The organism is Pseudomonas sp. Leaf434 (assembly GCF_001425545.1).
GTDB classification, from domain to species: domain Bacteria; phylum Pseudomonadota; class Gammaproteobacteria; order Pseudomonadales; family Pseudomonadaceae; genus Aquipseudomonas; species Aquipseudomonas siliginis.
On sequence record NZ_LMQZ01000001.1, the window covers coordinates 1236124 to 1259799 of the forward strand.

A 23676-nucleotide genomic window follows, 5' to 3' on the forward strand; every position below is an offset into this window, starting at 1 on the left:
CGCTAAATCATCGCGCGGGCCATTCGTTCTTGTTGATACGACCGGGTCTCCAGGTCACGCCGCCGATCAGCAAGGACTCCACGCATGAATGCCGCAGACGCACAGAAACTAGCCCGCCGCTTTATCGAATTGCCCCAGGACAAACGCCGTCTGTTCCTCGCCGGCATGGCCCGCGAAGGTATCGATTTTGCGCAGCTGCCCATGACCGCCTGCGACGGCATCGCCGAGCGTGACGGCCTGTCTTACGCGCAGCAGCGCATGTGGTTTCTCTGGCAACTGGAGCCGACCAGCGCCGCCTACAACCTGCCGATGGCTGTGCGTCTGGATGGTGAGTTGCAAGTCGAGGCACTGGAGCAGGCCTTCAGCCGTCTGGCGGCGCGCCACGAATGTTTGCGCACCACCTTCGGCCAGGACGGCGAGTGTGCCTTCCAGCGTGTGGCCGAACCAAAGCCACTAAAACTGCCCGTCACTGACCTGAGCACGGTGCCCGAAGCGCAGCGCTGGCCGCTGGCGCAGCAGCACATGATGGCCGAGACGACCCAGGCCTTCGACCTGCAGAACGGCCCGCTGCTGAGTCTGCGTCTGTTGCGCCTGGCCGAGCAGGAACATGTGCTGCTGCTGACCCTGCATCACATCATCGCCGACGGTTGGTCGATGAACATTCTGATCGACGAATTCATGCGCACTTACGACGCGTTGGTCGCCGGGCGTGATCCGACGCTGGCGCCGTTGAGCGTGCATTACCGCGACTACGCACTGTGGCAGCGCAGCTGGCTGGAGGCCGGTGAGCGCGAGCGGCAATTGGACTACTGGCGCACGCAACTGGGCGACGAACATCCAGTGCTGGAATTGCCCACCGATCGCGCCTATCCGGCGCAGTCCAGTCATCAGGGCGCACGCCTGGAAACGGTGATCGACGCACCCCTGCGCGAAGAGCTGAAAAACCTTGCCCAGCGTCAGGGCGTAACCTTGTTCGTGGTGTTGCTGGCAGCGTTCAAGACCCTGTTGCATCGCTACAGCGGCCAGACCGATATTCGTGTCGGCGGGCTGATCGCCAACCGCACCCGCAGTGAAACCGAAGGGTTGATCGGCTTCTTCGTCAACACGCAGATTCTGCGCAGCGTGGTCACCGCACAAACGCCCTTCACCGAGTTGCTGCAGAACCTGCGCCAGGCCGCCCTCGGCGCCCAGGCCCATCAGGATCTGCCGTTCGACGCCCTGATCGAAGCCCTGCAACCGGCGCGCAGCCAGAGCCACAATCCGCTGTTTCAGGTGATGTTCAACCATCAGCCGCTGGTCACCGATTTGCACCAGGCGCAACTCGCTTCAGGCTTGCGCGTGGGTTATCTGAGCGAGGAGCAACTGGCCGGCAGCGGCCGGCAACATGCGGCCACCAGTGACCTGATGCTCGACACTCGCGAGGAGGGCGAGCAATTGTTTGCTGCCTTCACTTACGCCACGGATATTTTTGATGCTTCAACCATCTCCGCGCTGGCCGGGCATTGGCGCAACATTCTCCAGTCGGTGTGCCGCGATCCGCAGCAGTTGATCGGCGAAGTGGCGATGCTCGCCGACAGCGAACGCCACGGGTTGATCCAGGCCACCGCGCCAGCGCCTCGTTTCACTAGCGTGCAAAGCCTGTTCGAAGCGCAAGTAGCACGCACTGGGCAAGCGCCGGCGGTGCGGTTGGCCACAGCGCCTGCGCCGGCATTCAGCTACGACGAACTCAACACCCGCAGCAATCGTCTGGCCCATCAGTTGCGCGCACAGGGTGTCGGCCCGGACGTGCTGGTCGGTGTTGCGCTGGGCCGCTCGCTGGAACTGGCGGTGGCGCTGCTGGCGGTGCTCAAGGCCGGCGGCGCCTACGTGCCGCTGGATCCGCAGACGCCGGCCGAACGCTTGCGCCATGTGCTCGCTGACAGCGGTTTGAACCTGTTGCTCAGCGACCGGCAAAGCCTCGCCAGCCTACCGCCGCTCGACGGCATCGAATGCCTGTGTCTGGAGCAATTGCCCGCCAGCGAACAGAGCGAAAATCTGCCGGTCACGGTCGAAGCCGACAACCTCGCTTATGTGATCTACACCTCGGGTTCCACCGGGCGGCCGAAAGGCGTGGCGGTCAGTCATGGCGCGCTGAGCGAGTTCATTGCCCGCGCCATCGACTACAGCGATTTGCGTGAAGGCGACCGGGTTCTGCAATTCGCCACCAGCAGTTTCGACGGTTTCGTCGAGCAGTTTTTCCCGCCGCTGTGCCATGGCGCCAGCGTGGTCATGCGCGATGCGCCGTTGTGGGACAGCGCGACGCTGCATCAGGTGATCATCGATCAGGGCATTACCCTGGCTGATCTGCCAGCGGCTTATTGGTATTGGCTGGTGCAGGAATACGCGGCGAAACCGCCGTCAAGTTTCGGCGCGCTGCGGCAGATTCACGTCGGCGGCGAAGCCATGGCGGTGGACGGCTTGCGCCTGTGGCAGCAGGCCGGGCTGGGGCATGTGCGCCTGCTCAATACCTACGGCCCGACCGAGGCCACGGTGGTCTCGACGATTCATGACTGCACCGCGCTGACCGCGCAGGACGTGTCGTGGCGTGGCATGCCGATCGGCCACGGACTTGCAGCGCGTCGCCTGTACGTGCTCGACGATGATCTGAACCTGCTGCCGCAAGGCGCGGTGGGCGAGTTGTACATCGGTGGGCCGGGTCTGGCGCGCGGTTATCAGCGTCAGCCGAGCCTCAGCGCCGAGCGTTTCATTGCCGACCCGTTTGCCGACGGCCAGCGCCTGTATCGCACTGGCGACCGTGCACGGCTGCGCGCGGATGGCGCGCTGGAGTATGTCGGCCGGGTCGATCATCAGGTGAAGATTCGCGGCTTCCGCATCGAACTGGGCGAGATCGAATCGCGCTTGCAGCAATCTCCGGGCGTTCGCGAAGCAGTGGTGCTGGCGGTGCCGTTCGCCGGCGGTGCGCAACTGGTCGCCTACGTTGTGACAGAACCTGCGGTGCTCGCCAGCGCGGCGACGCAAGCGGCATTCCGTCAGCAGACCCGCGCCGCGCTGCAAGCCAGCCTGCCGGATTACATGGTGCCGGGGCATCTGCTGTTGCTGGCGAACCTGCCGCTGACACCGAGTGGCAAGCTTGACCGCAAGGCCTTGCCGACGCCGGATCCGGCGCAGTTGCAGGGCGATTACCGCGCCCCGCAATCACCGGCCGAACAATGTCTGGCGCAGGTCTGGGCCGAGGTGCTGCACGTGCCGCGTGTGGGCCTGGACGATCACTTTTTTGAACTGGGCGGCCATTCGTTGCTGGCCGCGCAGGTGATTGCCCGGGTCAAGGAGCAGATGGGCGTGGTGCTGCCGCTGCGCAGCCTGTTCGAAAAACCGCTGCTGGCGGATCTGGCCGAGGTGCTCGGGCAACTGGCCGAGGCGAGCGGCGACGACGACTGGTCCGACCTGGATCAGTTCATGAATGCTTTGCAAGGAGAAGAAGTATGAGCGGCACGATGGCGGAACGTATTGCAAAAAGGTTCGTCGGCCTGCCGCTGGAACAGCGTCGGCTGTTTCTGGCCAAATTGCGCGAGGAGGGCAAGGATTTCAGCCTGTTGCCGCTGCCGGTCAGCCGCCACGACTGTGCGCAGATTCCCCTGTCGTTCGCCCAGCAGCGCCTGCTGTTTCTCTGGCAACTGGAGCCGCACAGCGCCGCGTACAACATGGCCGCTGGCTTGCGTCTGAAAGGCCGGCTGGACGAGTCTGCCTTGAGCCGCTCGTTCGATCATCTGCTGGCGCGCCACGAAGTATTGCGCACGGTGTTTCACACCGACGGTGATCAAGCGCATCAGCTGATTCTCGAGCAACAAAGTATTGCGCTGGCACGCTTCGATCTGACTGGCACCGCCGCGCAAGAGCGCGAAGAAGTGCTCGCGCAACACGTGCAAGACGTCACCGCGCAACCGTTCGATCTGCGCCACGGCCCGCTGTTGCGCGCCAGCCTGTTTGCTTTGACCGACGATGAGTTCGTGCTGGTGGTGAGCATGCATCACATCGTCTCCGATGGCTGGTCGATGGACGTCATGGTCAAGGAATTCGTGCAGTGCTATCAGGCGTTCAGCCTGCAGCGCGAGCCGCAGTTGCCGGCGTTGCCATTGCAGTACGCCGACTATGCGATCTGGCAGCGGCGCTGGCTGGAAGCCGGCGAGGGCGAACGCCAGCTCGACTACTGGCGTCAGCAACTGGGCGACGAGCATCCGCTGCTGGAAGTGGCAGCGGACTTTGCCCGACCGCTGACGCAAAGCTTTGCAGGACAGACCCTGAGTTTCGATTTCGGTGCTGACCTTTCGCAGCAGCTCAATGCCTTCGCGCGCAGCCAGGGGATCAGTCTGTTCATGCTGGTGCTGGCCGGGTTCTCGCTGTTCCTTTCGCGTCTGGCCGGCGAGCGCGACATTCGTGTCGGCGTGCCGAATGCCAACCGTGGCCGCGCCGAAGTCGAGGGGCTGATCGGTTTCTTCGTCAACACCCAGGTGCTGCGTTGCCAGATCGATGAGCGCGGCAGTTTCACGGATTTGCTCGCGCATGTGCGTGAAGCGGCATTCGGCGCACAGGCACATCAGGAGTTGCCGTTCGAGCAACTCGTCGACGAATTGGTCGCCGAACGCACCCTGGGCCACAACCCGCTGTTCCAGGCCAAGTTCAACCAGAACGTCGGCATGCAGAAACAACGCTCGATGGCCTTGCCCGGCCTGACCGTCAGCGAATACCCGCTGGCCAAGGACGGCACGCATTTCGATCTGGCCCTGGACATCACCGACGACGGCGCACTGATCCACGGTCAGATGACCTACGCCAGCGATCTCTACCGGGCTGAAACGGTCGCCGGTTTTGTGCCGATGTTGCTGGACCTGTTTACACAGTTGCTCAACTCGCCGCAGGCGCCATTGCACACCGTGGCCACGCGGCGGCCTGCTGTGCTTGCCATTCACCGCGAACCGGCGTTGACGGTGTTGCAACACTGGGCGCGTGAAGTGGCCCGGCAGCCGCTGGCGCTGGCCGCTCGGGATCTCAAGCAAACGGTGACTTTCCAGGCGCTGGATGAACAAGCCAACCGTCTCGCCCATTATTTGCGTGCGCAGGGCGTCAGTGTCGGCGAACCGGTGGCGGTGCTGCTGGAGCGTTCGCTGGACTGGCTGACTTGCCTGCTGGCGATTTTCAAGGCTGGCGCGGTGTACATGCCGCTCGACGTCAAGGCGCCAAGCGCGCGCCTGAAGCAGATGCTCGGCGCTGCCCAGGCGCGGGCGCTGATCGGTGCTGAAGGCGACGCACGGCTCAGCGAACTGGCGGGGGAGGGCTGTCAGGGTCTGGAGTTTGCGCCGGGGCAATGGCACTCGCTGCCGACGTCCGCGCCTGAGCTGACGCTGTATGCGCAGTCGCCGGCCTACGTGATTCACACCTCCGGTTCCACCGGGCAACCCAAGGGCGTGCTGGTCAGCCACGGCGCGCTGGGCAGTTATGTGCGCGGTGTACTCGAGCGTCTGGCGCCGGCGCCGGAGGCGAGCATGGCGCTGGTCTCGACCATCGCCGCCGACCTTGGCTTCACGGTGCTGTTCGGCGCGTTGTGCTCGGGCCGATTGCTGCATGTGCTGCCGGAAGAACTCGGCTTCGATCCGGATCGCTTTGCCGAATACATGGCCCGCCATCGCGTTGGCGTGTTGAAAATCGTCCCCGGACATCTCGCCGCGCTGTTGCAGGCGGCCAAGCCTGCCGATGCGTTGCCGGAACACGCGCTGATCGTCGGCGGCGAAGCCTGTTCGCCGGCGCTGGTCGAGCGCGTTCAGCAACTTAAGCCGGGCTGCCGCCTGATCAACCACTACGGGCCGAGCGAAACCACCGTGGGCGTGCTGACCCATGAGGTCGAAGTGCTTGCCGCGCAAGCACGCAGTGTTCCGGTCGGCACGGCGTTGGCCGGTGCCCATGTCTATGTGCTCGACGATGTGCTCAACCCGGTAGCCGATCAGGTTGCTGGTGAGTTGTACATCGGTGGCGACAGCGTTGCCCTTGGCTACCTGAATCAGCCAGCGCTGACCGCAGAACGCTTCCTGCCCGACCCGTTCGGCGCAGCGGGCGCGCGGGTCTACCGCAGTGGCGACCGGGTCCGGCGCAATCGCGAGCAGGCGCTGGAGTTCATCGGTCGTGCCGACGATCAGGTCAAAGTGCGCGGCTACCGTGTGGAGCCTGCGGAAGTCGCGCGGGTGTTGCTCAGCCTCGATGACGTCAGCGAAGCCGCCGTGCTCGCGCTGCCACTGGATGACGATCCGGCGCGCCTGCAACTGCTGGCGTGGTGCGTGCCGGCAGTGGGCGCGAAGGTGCAGGCGCAGGAGCTGCGCGAGCAATTGCAGGCGCGGCTGCCGGATTACCTGGTGCCGGCGCAGTTGCTGTTGCTGGAAAAGCTGCCGCTGACTGCCAACGGCAAGCTCGACAAGCGTGCCTTGCCAGTGCCCGGCGTGGTCAGCCAGCAGTTCGTCGCGCCGGTCGGTGAGATCGAGGAAAAACTGGCCGCGATCTGGGCCGAGGTGCTCAAGCTCGAGCGGGTCGGCAGCAGCGATAACTTCTTCGAACTGGGCGGCGACTCGATCCTCAGCTTGCAGATCATCGCCCGGGCCAAGCGCCAGGGCATCAAGCTCAGCCCCAAGCAGTTGTTCGAAAAACAGACCATCGGCCAATTGGCTGCCGTGGCCAAACTGATCGAAGCCAAACCGGCTGCCGTCGCCGCACCTGTGGCACGCGGGCCGTTGCCGTTGCTGCCGATTCAGGTGCGCTTCTTCGAGACGCCGCTTGCCCAGCGCCAGCATTGGAACCAGTCGGTGATGCTGCAACCGACCCTGGCGCTGGATGCCGCGCATTTGCGCAAGGCGCTGGCGACGTTGGTCGAACAGCACGAAGCGCTGGCCTTGAGCTTTGTGCAGTCGGGCGATCACTGGCAGGCACTGCCCCAGCCGCAGGGTGATGCCGAATTGCTCTGGGTACGCGAGCTGGACAGCCTCGATGCCTTGCCGGCCGTGGCCGACGCGGCGCAGCGCAGCCTGGATTTGCAACGCGGGCACTTGCTGCGCGCGGTGCTGGTCAACCTGCCGAACGCCGAGCAGCGCTTGTTGCTGGTGATTCATCACCTGGTGGTCGACGGCGTGTCGTGGCGCATTCTGCTCGAAGACTTGCAGCAGGCTTACCACGCATGGGCGGCGGGGACGGCGCCGGTGTTGCCAGGCCAGAGCAGTTCGCTGCACAACTGGGCCGAGCAGTTGCATCGTTATGCACAGAGCGAAACGTTGGCGGCCGAAAGCGATTATTGGCGCCAGACTCTGGCGGCGGAAGACGCGGCACTGCCACAAGATTTTGCCGTGGACAACCAAACCCGCGGCCAGGCCGCCCGCGCCAGTACGCGCCTGAGCCAGACACTGACCGACAAGCTATTGAAAGTCGCCCCGGCGGCCTACCGCACGCAAATCAACGACCTGTTGCTGACCGCATTGGCGCGGGTGTTGTGTGACTGGAGCGAGCAGCCTTCGGTGTTGATCCAGCTCGAAGGCCATGGTCGTGAAGACCTGTTCGACGACATCGACCTGAGCCGCACGGTCGGCTGGTTCAGCAGCCTGTTCCCGGTGCGCCTGACCCCGCAGACGAGTCCCGCTGCGTCGCTGTGCGCGATCAAGGAGCAACTGCGCGCTGTGCCGGGCAAAGGCATCGGTTATGGCGTGCTGCGTTACCTCACGCGTGCTGCCGAGTTGCAGACGCTGGCGCAACCACGGGTAACCTTCAATTATCTCGGCCAGTTCGATGGCGCGTTCAGCGCTGAGCAAGGCGCGTTGTTCTTGCCAAGCAGCGACGGCACTGGCGCCAATCAGGATGGGCAAGCGCCGCTGGGCAATTGGTTGAGCGTTGACGGTCAGGTTCTCGGCGGAGAGCTGGAACTGACCTGGACCTTCGGCACCGGCATGTATCGCGCCGAAACCATCGAGGCATTGGCCGAGGCTTATCGCCGCGAACTGCAACGCCTGATCGAACATTGCTGCGCGAGCGGCGCAGGTGGCGTGACACCCTCGGATTTCAACCTCGCCAACCTGACCCAGGCGCAGCTGTCGGCATTGCCGATTGCGCCGCGTGACATCGTCGATCTGTACCCGCTGTCGCCGATGCAGCAAGGCATTCTGTTCCACAGCCGCAACGAGCCGGACAGCCCGGCCTACACCAATCAGCTGCGCGTCGACGTCGAGCAGCTCGACGTCGAGCGCTTCCGCCAGGCCTGGCAGCAGACCCTCGAAGCCCACGATATTCTGCGTACGGCGTTCGTCTGGCCGCAGGATGCCGCCGCGCCGGTGCAGGTGGTCCGCAGCCGTGTGCAGATGCCGTGGCAGGTGCAGGACTGGCGCGGTCGCGCCGGCCTGGATGCCGCGCTTGATCATCTCGCCGCTGAAGATCTGCACAACGGTTTCGATCTGCTCGACGCACCGCTGTTGCGCGTGACGTTGGTGCGCATCGATGAGCACACTCATCACCTGATCTACACCTGCCATCACATCCTCATGGACGGCTGGAGCACTTCGCAGTTGTTCGGCGAAGTGCTGCAACGTTACGCCGGCATCGTGCCGAGCACAGGGCAGGGGCGTTATCGCGATTACATCGAATGGCTCGGCCAGCGCGATCCGCAAGCCAGTCGGCAGTTCTGGAGCACGGCGCTGGCGGATCTCGAAGAGCCGACGCGACTGGCCAGTGCCATGCCGGTCAGGCTCGCGGCCAGCGGCTATGCCGATCACCAGCATGTGTTCAGCGAACCGCTGACCGCGGAACTGAACCGCTTCGCCCGCGAGCAGAAAGTCACCCTCAACACGCTGGTACAAGCGGCGTGGCTGCTGCTGTTGCAGCGCTACACCGGCCAGGATCACGTGGCGTTCGGCGCGACTGTCGCCGGGCGGCCGACGGATTTGCCGGGTGTCGAGCAGCAGATCGGTCTGTTCATCAACACCTTGCCGGTGGTGGCGGCGCCATCGCCGGAGATCGGCGTCAGCCAATGGCTGCAACAGGTGCAAGACCTCAACCTGGCCTTGCGCGAGCACGAACACACGCCGCTGTATGACATTCAGCGCTGGGCCGGTATGGGCGCCGGGGCGTTGTTCGACAGCATTCTGGTGTTCGAAAACTACCCGATGGCCGAGGCCTTGGCTCAGGGTCCGCAGACCGGCCTGAAATTCTCGGCGATCCGCCGTCAGGAGCAGACCAATTATCCGCTGACCCTGGTGGCGATCACCGGCCGTGAGCTGAGTCTGGGCGTGAGTTACGATCAGGCCAGTTTCGACGCTCAAGCGATCAATGCGTTGAGTGCGCAGTTGCAAGGCCTGCTCGAGCAGTTCCTCGCCGACGCCGCGCAGCCGCTGGGCGCGCTGCAACTGCTCGCCGAGCCACAACGGCAACAAGCGATCGAGTGGGGCAAGGCGCCGGTTACCACGCCGGATCAATGCACGGTGCTGGCGCACATCGCCGCGCAGGTGCAGCGACAGCCACAGGCGAACGCGGTGCTGTTCGCTGAGCAATCCATCGCTTACCAAAACCTCGATGCCCGAGCCAATCGTCTGGCGCACAAGCTGCAAGGCATGGGCGTCGGGCCGGAAGTGCGCGTCGGCGTGTGCATGCGCCGCACGCCGGACATGCTGGTCGGCTTGCTGGCGATCCTCAAGGCCGGTGGCGCCTACGTGCCGCTCGATCCGGATTACCCGCAGGAACGCTTGCTGCACATGCTCGACGACAGCCGCGCGGCGGTGCTGCTCACTGAGCCAGCGGCCTTGGCGATGCTGCCCGAAACCTTGAGTGCGCAGGTGCTGCTGGTGGACGAGAACGTCGCCAGCGAATACCCGGATGCTGCGCCACTGGTTAATCTCGCGGCAGACAATCTGGCGTACGTGATCTACACCTCCGGCTCCACCGGCAAGCCGAAAGGCGTAGCCATCAGCCACGGCAATCTGTCGGCGCTGATTCAGTGGTCTGCGGGTGTCTATCGCGAAGAACAATTGCGCGGTGTGCTGGCCTCGACCTCGATCTGCTTCGATCTGTCGGTGTGGGAAATCTTCGTCACGCTGGCCTGCGGTGGCTGCCTGGTGCTGGCCGACAACGCTCTGACGCTGGCGGATTTGCCGGCGCGCGATCAGGTCACGCTGATCAACACCGTACCGTCGGCGATTGCCGCGTTGCAACGGGCCGGGCAGATCCCGACTTCGGTCGGCACCATCAATCTGGCCGGCGAGCCGCTCAAGCAGAGTCTGGTCGACAGCCTCTACGCCAGCACTCAGGTGCAGCAGGTCTACGACCTCTACGGGCCGTCGGAGGACACCACTTATTCAACCTTCACCCTGCGCACGCCGCAGGGCCGGGCGAACATTGGCCGGTCACTGGACAACACCGTGGCCTACCTGCTCGACAGTCAGTTGCAGGCGCTGCCCGAGGGCGTGGCGGCCGAGCTGTATCTGGCGGGTGCCGGGGTGACGCGCGGCTATCTGCGTCGTGCCGCGCTGACCGCCGAACGCTTTGTGCCGAATCCTTACGCGAGCAATGGCGAGCGCCTGTACCGCACCGGCGATCTGGTGCGCCAGGGCGACGATGGCAACATCGAGTACATCGGTCGCGCCGACCATCAGGTGAAGATTCGCGGCTTCCGCATCGAGCTCAGCGAGATCGAGGCGCGTCTGCTGGAACTCGACGATATCGGCGAAGCGGTGGTACTGGCGCAGGACGGCGCCGCTGGCAAACACCTGCATGCCTATTTCGTCGCCGCATCGGCCAGCGATCAGTCGACGCTGACCGAGCGGGTGCGCAGTGCCCTGGTCAGCCGCTTGCCGGCGCACATGGTGCCGGGGCACCTGCACCTGATCGAAGCGGTCCCGCTGACGCCCAACGGCAAGCTCGATCGCAAGGCGCTTATGACGTTGGGCGAGAGCCCGACGCAGGAGCAATACCAGGCGCCGCAAAGCGATCTGCAATGGGAGGTCGCGACGATCTGGCAGCAAGTGCTGGAAGTCGAGCGGGTAGGGCTGGCGGACAATTTCTTCCAGCTCGGCGGCCATTCGTTGCTGGCGACATTGGTGGTGACCCGGGTGCAGGAGCGTCTCGGCGACAAGGTGCCGCTCAAGGCGCTGTTCGAAACCGACACCCTCAAGGATTTCTGCGCGCGGATCGAAGCCCTGCGCGTCGAAATGTCGCCCGTTCAGGATGAATTGGCTAAATCACTGGAGGCCCTCAAACGTCTATCCCTCGATGATCTGGAAAAACTGATTTCTTGAGAGGGAAAAACGCGTGCAAGAGTTAATCGAGTCGGTAGGACAACTTTCGGCTAAGCAAAGAAAGGCTCTGGCGGTTCTGCTCAAGCAGAAAGGCGTCAACCTCTTTGACATTGCCCCGGTTTTCAAGCGCACGGCTGAAGAGCCGTTGTTGCTGTCCTACGCTCAGCAGCGCCAGTGGTTCCTCTGGCAGTGGGCACCGCACAGCGCGGCCTACAACATTCCGACGGCCCTGCGCTTGCAAGGGCCGCTGGATGTGCCGGCACTGGAACGCAGCATTGCGGCGCTGATCGAGCGCCACGAAACCTTGCGCACGGTGTTCTCTCAAGACAGCGCGCAACCCTTGCAAGTGGTCCTGCCCGCAGGACCTTTTACCCTCGATATTCATCACCTGAGCGCTGATCTGGCGAATGACCCGGAGCGTTCGATCGAGGCTTTCGTCCAGACCCAGAGCCAGAAGACTTTCGACCTGCAGCACGGCCCGTTGCTGCGTGCCGCGCTGCTACAGGTCAACCCCGCTGAGCATGTCCTGGTGCTGACCCTGCATCACATCGTTTCCGATGGCTGGTCGCTGCAAGTGATGATCGAGGAACTGGTGCAGCTCTATGCCGGTTTCAACCTCGGTCACGACGCCGGTCTGCCGGCGCTGCCGATTCAATACGCCGATTACGCCTTGTGGCAGCGCCAGTGGATGGAGGCCGGTGAGCAGGAGCGGCAGCTGGCCTACTGGCAGGCAAAACTCGGCGGCGAACAACCGGTGCTGGAGTTGCCGCTGGATCGCCCGCGCGCGGTCGATCAAAGCTTCGCCGGCGCCAGCCATAACCTGATTCTTGATCCGGCGCTGAGCCATGCCCTCAAGGCCTTCGCCCGGCAGGAAAACGTCACCCTGTTCGTATTGCTGCTGGCTTCGTTTCAGGCCTTGCTGCATCGCTACAGCGGGCAAAGCGACATCCGTGTCGGCGTGCCGGTGGCCAACCGTGGCCGGGTAGAAATCGAGCGCCTGATCGGCTTCTTCGTCAACACCCAGGTGCTCAAGGCGGACATCGACGCAGAGCTGCCGTTTGTCGAACTGCTGCGTCAGGTCAAACAGACCGCCCAGGAGGCGCAGGCGCATCAGGACTTGCCCTTCGAGCAACTGGTCGAAGCGCTGGAGCCGGGCCGCAGCCTCAGCCACAGTCCGCTGTTCCAGGTGATGTTCAACCACCAGGCCGAGCGCCGTGCGAGCGTTGCGACGCGCCTTAACGGCCTGAACATCGAACCGCTGGAATGGCAGAGCCAGACCGCGCAATTCGACCTGACCCTCAACACTACCGAACAGGCGCACGGCATCGAAGCGGTACTCAAGTACGCCACCGACCTGTTCGACGCAGCGACCATCGAGCGACTGGCGCAACACTGGACCGCGCTGTTGCAGGCGATCGTCGCCGAGCCGACCCGGTGCATCGGCCAATTGCCGATGCTCGACGCCGGCCAGCAGCAACAGCTGTTGGCGCAATGGAATCCGTCGCTGATCGAACAACCGCTGACCCAGTGCATCCAGCAAGCCATCGAGGCCCAGGCCGAGCGGCATGCCGATGCGGTGGCCGTGACCTTCGCAGGACAACGCCTGACCTACGCTGAACTCAATCGCCGCGCCAACCAGTGGGCGCATACGCTGCTCGAGCAGGGCGTCGGCCCGGACGTGCGCGTCGGCGTGGCGGTGGAGCGTTCGCTGGACATGATCGTCGCCATTCTCGCGGTGCTGAAAGCGGGCGGCGCCTATGTGCCGCTGGACCCGAGCTACCCGGATGACCGCTTGGGCTACATGATCGACGACAGCGGTATTCGATTGCTGTTGACCCAGGGCCATTTGCTCGGGCAATTGCCGCTGCCGCCGGGGCTGGTCTGCCTCGATCTGGATCAGGCGCCGGAACACGGCATCTCGAGTAACCCGCCATGCCTGACCACGCCGGACAATCTGGCCTACGTCATCTACACCTCCGGTTCCACCGGCAAACCCAAGGGCGCGTTGCTGCCGCACGGCAACGTGATGCGCCTGTTCAGCGCCACCGCGCACTGGTTCGATTTCGGCGCGCAGGACAGCTGGACGCTGTTCCATTCCTACGCGTTCGACTTTTCGGTGTGGGAGATTTTCGGCGCGCTGTTGTACGGCGGCAAACTGGTGGTCGTGCCCCACGATGTCAGCCGTTCGCCAGAGGATTTCTACACGCTGCTGTGCGATGAAAATGTCACGGTGCTGAACCAGACACCGTCGGCGTTCAAGCCGTTGATGCAGGTCGCCTGCGAGTCGAGCCGCAGTAATACCCTGCGTTACGTGGTGTTCGGCGGCGAGGCGCTGGAAGTACAGAATCTGCGCCCGTGGTTCGAACGTTTTGGCGATCGCACGCCGACGCTGATCAACATGTACGGCATCACCGAAACCACCGTGCACGTGACCTACCGGCCATTGTCGCTGGCGGATCTGCACAGCAATCACAGCAGCCCGATTGGCGCGCCGATTGTCGACCTGTCGTGGTACTTGCTCGACAGCTCGCTCAACCTGGTGCCGCAAGGCTGCATCGGTGAGTTGTACATCGCTGGCGCCGGTCTCGCTCGTGGTTATCTGAATCAGGCTGGCATGAGCGCTACCCGCTTCGTGCCCGACCCGTTCAACCGCAAGGCCGGCCAGCGTCTGTACCGTACCGGCGACCTCGCACGCCTGCGCGGCGACGGGGTGATCGAGTACATCGGTCGTATCGACCACCAAGTGAAGATCCGTGGTTTCCGCATCGAGCTCGGCGAAATCGAAGCGCAACTGCTCAAGCATCCACAGGTGCGCGAAGCGGTGGTGCTGGCGGTGGACGGTCTCAGCGGTCAGCAACTGGCGACCTGGGTCGTGCCGGTTGAGACATTGAACGCGGACGAGCAGGGCGCGCTGCGTGATTCGATCAAGGCGCACCTGCGCGAAACCCTGCCGGATTACATGGTCCCGGTCAGTTGGGCGTTCCTTGACCGGCTGCCGCTGACCGCCAACGGCAAGCTCGACCGCAAGCAGCTGCCGCAGCCGGACGTTGCGCAGGTGCAAGAGGCCTACTCCGCGCCGCGCAGCGAACTGGAACAGCGTCTGGCGGAGATCTGGCAGGACGTGCTCAAGGTCGAGCGGGTCGGGCTTCACGATAATTTCTTCGAGCTGGGCGGCGACTCGATCATCTCGATTCAAGTGGTCAGCCGCGCTCGGCAGGCTGGCATTCGCTTTACGCCCAAGGACATTTTTCAGCATCAGACCGTGCAGCGTCTGGCCACCGTCGCGCAGCAGAGCGATGCCGTGCAGACGGAGCAGGGCGAGGTGCTTGGCGATGCGCCGCTGACGCCGATCCAGCAGTATTTCTTCCACAGCGACATCCCGGCGCGGCATCACTGGAACCAGTCGATCCTGCTGACCCCGGCGAAAACCCTGCAAGCCGCAGCGCTGCAACAGGCCTTGGCGCAGGTGCAAAAACAGCATGACGCCTTGCGTCTGCGTTATCGCCAAACCGAGCAGGGCTGGCAGCAAAGTCACGGCGCGGCAGATCAGCCACAGGCGTTGTTGCGCACTTTCACGCTGGACGACAGCGCGGCACTGCCAGCGCTGTGCCTGGACCTGCAACGCAGCCTCGACCTGCACAACGGCCCGCTGATCCGCGCGGCGCTGGTCGATATGCCGGACGCCAGTCAGCGTCTGCTGCTGGTGATTCATCACCTGGTGGTCGATGGCGTGTCGTGGCGAATCCTGCTCGAAGACCTGCAAAGCGCCTATCAGCAGATCAGCAGCGGACAGAGCGTGCATCTGCCGGCCAAGACCAGCGCGTTCAAGGACTGGGGCTTGCGCCTGCAAGAACATGCGCGCAGCGCGGCGCTGGGCAGCGAACTGAGCTACTGGCGCGAGCAGTTGCGCGATGTTCCGCTCGGTTTGCCGCTGGATAATCCGCAGGGCCAATTGAACAACCGCTTCGAACGCAGCGTCGACACGCGGCTGGACGCCGAACGTACCCGCCAATTGCTGCAACAGGCTCCGGCGGTCTACCGCACCCAGGTCAACGACCTGCTGCTGACCGCACTGGCGCGGGTGCTGTGCGAGTGGACCGCCAGCGACAGTGCGCTGGTGCAGCTCGAAGGCCATGGCCGCGAAGACCTCTTCGATGACATCGACCTGAGCCGCACCGTGGGCTGGTTCACCAGCATGTTCCCGGTGCGCCTGACACCAAACGCCAGCCTGGAAACCTCGATCAAAGGCATCAAGGAGCAACTGCGCGCGATCCCCAACAAGGGCATCGGCTTCGGCTTGCTGCGTTATCTCGGTACCGCCGAAGCACAAGCGGCACTGCATGAACTGGCGCAACCGCAGGTGACGTTCAACTACCTCGGCCAGTTCGATAGCAACTTCGACGAAGACGCCTTGTGGCGGCCGGCCACCGAAGACAAGGGCGCCGGTCAGGACGCAAATGCGCCGATGGCCAACTGGCTGACCATCGATGGTCGGGTTTATCAGGGCCAGTTGAGCCTGACCTGGACCTACAGCAGCGACGTTTTCGAAGAGGCGACCATTGTCGGTTTGGCCCGCGCCTACGAAGTGGCGCTGAGCGAATTGATCGACCACTGCCTTAGTCATTCCGGGGGGCTGACTCCGTCCGACGTGCCGCTGGCCGGTTTGTCCCAGGCGCATCTGGACAGCCTGCCGATTGCCGCCCAGCGCATCGAGGACATTTATCCGCTGGCGCCGATGCAGCAGGGCATTCTGTTCCACAGCCTGTACGACGCGGACGCCAGCGCCTACGTCTATCAGATGCTGCTGGACATCGACGGCCTCGACGTCGCGCGGTTCCAGCAAGCCTGGCAGCGCGTGGTCGATCGCCATGAAGTGCTGCGCGCCGGTTTCATCTGGGGCCGCGATGGCCTCGATGCGCCGTTGCAGGTGATCAACCGCCAACTGACCCTGGAAATGCCGGAAATCGATGTGCGTGATGCCGCCGATCTGCCGGCGGTGCTTGAAGCACGGGCGCAGGCCGACCGCGAGCGCGGCTTCGATCTGCAGAATCCACCGTTGTTGCGCCTGTGCCTGCTGCGCACTGCTGACGATCGGCATCGGCTGATTTTCACCTGTCACCACATTCTCATGGATGGCTGGAGCAACTCGCGGATGTTCGGCGAAGTGCTGCAGGATTACGCCGGCCAGCCGGTGCCGAGCGCACAGGGCCGCTATAGGGATTTTCTGGTCTGGCTGCAAGGCCAGGACAAGGCGGCCGCGCAGGAATTCTGGCGCGGGCAACTGGCCGAACTCGACGAGCCGACCCGACTGGCCTCGGCCTGCCACGGACGCACCGTGCCGGGGCCGGGCAAACAGATGCATCGTCTGCATTTCGATGAAGCGTTGACCCAGCGTCTGAACAGCTTCTCCCGTCAGCAACAGGTGACCCTCAACAGTCTGGTGCAGGCGGCATGGCTGCTGGTGTTGCAGCGCTACACCGGCCAGGCCACCGTGGCGTTTGGCGCCACGGTATCCGGGCGGCCGGTGGATTTGCCGGGCATCGAAGAACAGCTGGGGCTATTCATCAACACCTTGCCGGTGATCGCCAGCCCGCAGGCCACCCTCAGCGTCGGCGACTGGGTGCGCAGCGTGCAGGACAAGAACCTGCTGTTGCGCGACTACGAACAGACGCCGTTGCAGGACATTCAGCGTCTGGCCGCATTGAGTGGCGAAGCGCTGTTCGACACTTTGCTGGTGTTCGAGAACTACCCGGTATCCGAAGCGCTGGAGGCCAATCCGGGCGGGCTGCGCTTTTCCGGTCTGGAGCATCGCGAGCAGACCAACTACGGTCTGACCCTGATCGCCGGCGCCAGCCAAGTGCTCAACCTCGATTTCAACTACCTCACCGAACACTTCGCCGAGCGCAGCGTGCTTGGTCTGGCGGCGCATTTGCGTGAAGTGCTCGAGCAATTTATCGCAGCGCCGCAGCGGGCACTCGGCGAGATCGGTCTGCTGCCGCTGGCCGAACGGCAGACGCTGGCGCAGTGGAACGACAATCACGCGGCTTATCCGGCCGAGCGGTTGATCTCGCAGAGCTTTGAAGCACGGGTCGCAGCGCATCCGCAGGCACTGGCGTTGAGTCATGCCGGCGTGGCCCTGAGCTATGGCGAACTGAACCTGCGGGCGAATCAGCTGGCCCGGCATTTGGTGACGCTGGGTGTCACCGCCGAAGTGCGCGTCGGCGTGGCGCTGCCGCGTTCGGCGGAACTGGTGATCGCCCTGATGGCAGTGCTCAAGGCCGGCGGCACCTACGTGCCGCTGGACCCGGACTACCCGGCCGACCGCGTGGCCTACATGCTCGACGACAGCCAGGCGAAAGTCCTGCTGACCCAGCAAGCGTTGCTGGCGCAACTGCCGTCCAGCGAAGCCCACGTGGTGCTGGTCGAGGCCGGCGGTGAGGCGTTCGCCGCGCAAGCGCCGGACAACCTGCCGGCGCGCGCCGACGCGGCCAATCTGGCCTACGTGATCTATACCTCCGGTTCCACCGGCAAACCGAAAGGCGTGGCCATCGCCCATCGCAACGTACAGGCGCTGATTCACTGGTCCGCCGAGGTCTACAGCGAGGACGATCTGCAAGGCGTACTGGCCTCGACGTCGGTGTGCTTCGACTTGTCGGTGTGGGAGATTTTCGTCACCCTGGCGCGCGGCGGGTCCATGGTCATGGCGCGCAATGCCCTGGAGCTGGCGGACTTGCCCGAGCGTGATCAGGTGCGCCTGATCAACACCGTGCCATCGGCGATTGCCGCGCTACAACGCATCGGCCAGATCCCGGCGGGCGTGCGCATCATCAATCTGGCCGGCGAGCCGCTCAAGCAGGCGCTGGTCGACACGCTGTACCGCGAGACTTCGGTTGCCCACGTTTACGACCTGTACGGGCCGTCCGAAGACACCACGTATTCGACCTGGACCCGTCGCGAACTCGGCGGCCAGGCCAATATCGGCCGGCCACTGCGCAACACCACCGCGTACCTGCTCGACGGGCAATTGCAGGCAGCACCGCTCGGCATCGCAGCGGAGCTGTATCTGGCCGGTGGCGGCATCACCCGTGGCTATCTGTTGCGCCCGGGCCTGACCGCCGAGCGCTTCGTGCCCAACCCGTTGGCGAGCAACGGCGAGCGCATGTACCGCACCGGCGACCTGACGCGTTTCATGGACGACGGCCGTATCGAATACGTCGGCCGCATCGACCATCAGGTCAAGGTGCGCGGCTTCCGTATCGAACTGGGGGAAATCGAAGCGCGTCTGCTGGCCCAGGCCAGCGTGCGCGAAGGCGTGGTGCTGGCGGTGGACGGCGTTGGCGGCCAGCAACTGGTCGCTTATGTGGTGCCGGCCGAGGCTGATCAGAGTCTTGCGCAACTGGACGCGCTGAGCACTGCGCTGCAAACCGCGCTCAAGGCGCATCTGCCGGACTACATGGTGCCGGCGCAGTGGCTGTTCCTCGAACAGTTGCCGCTGACACCCAACGGCAAACTTGATCGCAAGGCTCTGCCGGCACCGGACGCCAGTCAGGCGCAACGCGATTACGTCGCGCCTTCGACGCCGCTGGAGCAGCAGTTGGCCGAGGTCTGGCAGGACATTCTGAAGATCGAGCAGGTCGGCGTGACCGACAACTTCTTCGCCCTCGGCGGCGATTCGATCATCTCGATTCAACTGGTCAGCCGCGCTCGGCAGCAGGGCATTTGCTTCACGCCCAAGGACCTGTTCCAGCAGCAGACGGTGCAGAAACTGGCCGCAGTGGTTTCGCTTGAAGACGCGCAATCCGCCAGCGTCAGCGACTACCCGTTGGCGCAATTGGATCAGGCGCAACTCGATGCCTTGCCGGTGCCGGCGGAACTGATCGAAGACGTCTATCCGCTGTCGCCGATGCAGGAAGGCATGCTGTTCCATACGCTGTCGGATAACGGCAGCAGCCTCTACGTGCAACAGGTCAGCCTGCCGATCAAGGGCCTCGACGTTGAGCGTTTCCGCAAGGCCTGGGAATTCATCATTGTCCGTCAGGCGATCCTGCGCACCAGTTTCCATTGGCAGGATGGGCTGGCCAAGCCGCTGCAGGTAGTGCATCGCCAGGCGCCGTTGCAGATGCAGGTGCTCGATTGGCGTGGGCAGGACTGCAGCGAGGCGGCGATTGCCGAATTTGCCAGTGCCGACCGCGCGCTGGGCTTCGACTTGTCCGAGGCGCGTTTGCAGCGGGTGACCCTGCTGCAGCTGGGCGACGAGCAGTACCAGATGATCTGGACCAGCCACCACATTCTGATGGATGGCTGGAGCAGTTCGCGGTTGTTCGGCGAGGTCTTGCAGTTCTATTCCACGGGCCAGGTGACTGGCGAAAACGGCCGCTATCGCGACTTTATTGCCTGGTTGCAGGCGCAGGATCAGGATGCCCAAGAGCTGTTCTGGAAGGCGCGTCTGGCGGTGGTCAACGAACCGACCGCGCTGAGTCAGGCGATGCACCCGCGCCACAGTGCCGACGTTACCGGTCACGATGCGCTCTATTCAAATTGGGACAAAGCGCAAACCGCGCGCCTGCTGGAGTTCTGCCGCGATTTGCGCATCACCCCCAACACGCTGATTCAGGGCGCGTGGCTGCTGCTGTTGCAACGCTACACCGGCCAGCAGACGGTGACCTTCGGCGCCACCGTATCGGGGCGTCCGGAAAGTCTGCCGAACGTCGGCAACATGCTCGGCCTGTTCATCAACACGTTGCCGATCATTCAGACGCCGCAGGCCGATCAGCGCCTGGCCGACTGGCTGGGCGAAGTGCAGGCCTACAACCTCGACATTCGTGATTACTCCCAGGCGCCGCTGGCCGATGTGCAGCGCTGGTCGAACCTCGGTGGTCAGGCGCTGTTCGACAGCATCGTGGTGTTCGAGAACTTCCCGATCGACGAGCGCTTGCAGGAAGAAACCGACACCGAGCTGACCTTCGGCAAATCCATCGGCCACGGCGTGACCAACGTGCCGATGGACCTTGCGGTGATGCTCGGCGACGAATTGTCGATCGAGTACCTGTACCTGCGCAGCCACTTCAGCGCCGAGGCGGTAGAAGGCATTCGCCTGACCCTGGAAAACACCCTCGCGGCGATGATGGCCGCGCCGTATGAGCGGCTGGGTAACTTGCAGCGTCTGTCCGCCGAGCAATGGCAAGCGGCGCAGACCTGGAGCGCCGAGCCTTCCCACCGCCACGCGCCGCAGTTGCTGCCGGAGCTGATCAGTCGTCATGCGCAACAGCAACCGAATGCGATCGCGGTGCAATGCGCCGACGAGAGCCTGACCTACGCCGAACTGGAGCGGCAGGCCAATCGACTCGCGCAGTGCCTGATCGCCCATGGCGCCGGGCCGGAAGTGGTGATCGGCGTGGCGTTGCCGCGCTCGCTGGAAATGCTGGTGAGTTTCCTCGCCGTGCTCAAGAGCGGTGCGGCGTACGTACCGCTGGACATCGATTACCCGCCGGAGCGTCTGGCGTACATGATCGAAGATTCGCGCATGGCCCTGCTGCTGACGCAAACCAGCCTGCGCGCGACGTTACCGGCGCCGCATGGCGTGTTGCGTCTGGAAATCGATCAACTCGATCGCAGTCTTTACAGCGATGCCGCACCGGTCTGCGATGTTCACGAGCAGAGCCTGGCCTATCTGGTTTACACCTCCGGCTCCACCGGACGGCCGAAAGGCGTGGCCGTGACTCAGGGACCGCTGAGCATGCACTGCCAGGCGATCGCCGAGTTGTACGAAATGGACGCGAGCAGTTGCGAGCTGCACTTCATGTCGTTCGCTTTCGACGGCGCTCACGAACGCTGGCTGAGTACGCTGTACAGCGGCGGTCGTCTGGTGATCCGTGACGGATGCCTGTGGACGCCGGAGCAGACCTATCAGGCCCTGCACGATTACGGCGTGACCATCGCCTGCTTCCCACCGGCCTATCTCAAGCAACTGGCCGAGTACGCGGCCGCCAGCGGCATTGCACCGCCGCCGGTGCGCATCTACTGCTTCGGTGGCGACGCGGTGCCGGAACAGACTTTCGAACAGGTGAAAGCGGCGTTGCGTCCGCAATACTTCACCAACGGCTACGGCCCGACCGAAACCGTGGTCACGCCGATGCTCTGGAAAGTCGCCATCAGCCAGCACTGCGAAGCGGCGTACGCGCCGATCGGCCGCGCGGTCGGTGCGCGTTCGCTGTACGTGCTCGACGACGATCTGAATCCGCTGCCGCCGGGTTTTGCCGGTGAGTTGTACATCGGCGGTTACGGCGTCGCCCGTGGTTACTACGGACGCCCCGATCTGACCGGCGAGCGCTTCGTGCCCAACCCGTTTGCGCCCGGCGAACGCCTGTACCGCAGCGGCGATCTGGTGCGCCGTCGCCCGGACGGCGTGGTCGATTACGTCGGGCGCATCGACCATCAGGTCAAGGTGCGTGGCTTCCGCATCGAGCTGGGCGAAGTCGAGGCCAGCCTGCGTCAGTTGCCGGCGGTCAGCGATGCGCTGGTGATTGCCCGCGACAATGCCTCCGGCAAGCAACTGATCGGCTACGTGGTCACCGCCAGCGGTGAAGACATCGGCGATGAACTCAAGGCCGGGCTGCGCGCTTCGCTGCCGGAATACATGGTGCCGGCGCAGATCGTCTGCCTCAGCGCGTTCCCGGTCACGCCCAACGGCAAACTCGATCGCAAGGCCTTGCCGGAGCCGGAGTTCAAAAGCGACGAATATGTTGCGCCGCGCACCGAGCAGGAAACCTTGCTGGCCGAGATCTGGGCGCAGGTGTTGCAGGTCGAGCAGGTCGGTATCAGCGATAACTTCTTTGAACTGGGCGGCGATTCGATCCTCAGCCTGCAAGTGATCTCGCGGGTGAGAAACCACCCGACCCTGCAGATGGAGCTGAAGCTGCGTGATCTGATGCGCTATCAAACCATCGCCGGCATCGTCGAGCAGCAGGTGGCGAAGGAGGGCGCCGGGCAAGCGCTGCCGGACCTGACACAGGTTGCTGCAGAGGGTGCGTTCAATTTGCTGCCGATCCAGCAATGGTTCTTCGCCGAAGGCATGGCCGAGGCGCATCACTACAACCAGTCGTTGCTGCTCAGCGCACGTCAGCCGCTGGATCTCGATGCCCTGGAACAGGCGCTGGGCTTGATCGAACAGCATCACGATTCGTTGCGTTTGCGTTTTTCCAATGACGGCGGGTGCTGGTTGCAGCGCTATAGCAGCAGCGCGTCCGACGAGGCTGTGCTGTGGCGCCGTGAAGCGCAAAGCAGCGAAGAGGTCGAAGCCTTGGCCAACCTCGCGCAGCGCAGCCTCAAACTCAATGACGGGCCGGTCTGGCGGGTCATGCATGTGGCGTTGCCGGATGGTCAGGCGCGGTTGTTGGTGGTGATTCATCACCTGGTGGTCGACACCGTGTCGTGGCGGATTCTGCTCGACGATCTGAAAGTCGCTTATGAGGCGTGCGTGCAGGGGCTGGCGCCGCAACTGCCGATTCGCACCAGCAGCTATCGTTCGTTTGCCGAGGCATTGCAGGCGCAGGCCCCAGTGATTGCCGAGCAGGAATTGAGCTATTGGCTGGAGCAACTGGATCAGCCCGGCGTTGATCTGCCGTGCGACAACCCGCGCGGCAAGAACCTCGTGCGGCAACAGGCGCAGGCGCGGCTCAAGCTGTCCCGCGAGCACACCGAACAACTGCTCAAACAGGCCCCGGCGGTGTACGGCACGCAGATCAACGACTTGCTGTTGTCAGCGCTCAGCCGCGCCCTGTGCCGCTGGAGCGAGCAACCGTCGGCGTTGATTCTGCTCGAAGGGCACGGGCGCGAAGACCTCTTCGAATCGATCGACCTGAGCCGCAGCCTCGGCTGGTTCACCAGCATGTTCCCGGTGCGTTTGCGCCCGGACAGCGATGACATCGGCCAGTCGATCATCGATGTGCAGGCGCAACTGGCGGGCGTACCGCAGAAGGGCATCGGCTATGGCGTGCTGCGTCATCTGGCCGGGCCGGAAGTCTCGGCGCAACTGGCTGCATTGCCGCAGGCACGGGTGACGTTCAACTACCTCGGGCAGTTCGACCAGAGCTTCGATGAACAGGCGTTGCTGGTGCCGGCACTGGAAGAGACCGGCGACAACTACAGTCTCAAGGCGAATCTGGGCAACTGGCTGGAAATTGTCGGTCAGGTCTATGACGGGCAACTGGCCTTGCGCTGCATCTACAGCAGCCAGCGTTACCGCGCCGGCACCATGGATGCGCTGATGAGCGATTACCAGCGCGAGCTTGAAGCGTTGATCGAGCATTGCATGGCGCGGGTGGGTTGATCGCCCGGTCTTTTGCGCGGGCGCTGCCCAGGCGCGCCCGTC

Annotated in this window: 3 protein-coding genes; all 3 read left to right on the forward strand. The window is 63.9% G+C overall.

What is annotated here, in order from left to right; translation table 11 throughout:
• Positions 1–84: 84 nt before the first annotated feature.
• Genes ASG55_RS05515 through ASG55_RS05525 form a run of 3 tightly spaced genes read left to right on the forward strand, consistent with a single transcriptional unit; the run spans position 85 to position 23634 of the window.
• Positions 85–3486, forward strand: coding sequence for a non-ribosomal peptide synthetase (locus tag ASG55_RS05515; RefSeq protein WP_056784297.1), 3402 nt, complete (start codon positions 85–87; stop codon positions 3484–3486).
• Positions 3483–11306 (forward strand): non-ribosomal peptide synthetase, encoded by a 7824-nt coding sequence (locus ASG55_RS05520; protein ID WP_056784300.1) that lies wholly within the window; start codon positions 3483–3485, stop codon positions 11304–11306. Before ASG55_RS05515 ends, ASG55_RS05520 begins: the two co-directional genes overlap by 4 nt.
• A gap of 13 nt (positions 11307–11319) precedes the next feature.
• A complete protein-coding gene (locus ASG55_RS05525) occupies positions 11320–23634 on the forward strand; it encodes a non-ribosomal peptide synthetase (RefSeq protein ID WP_056784302.1) in 12315 nt (4104 codons plus the stop codon).
• Positions 23635–23676 lie beyond the last annotated feature (42 nt).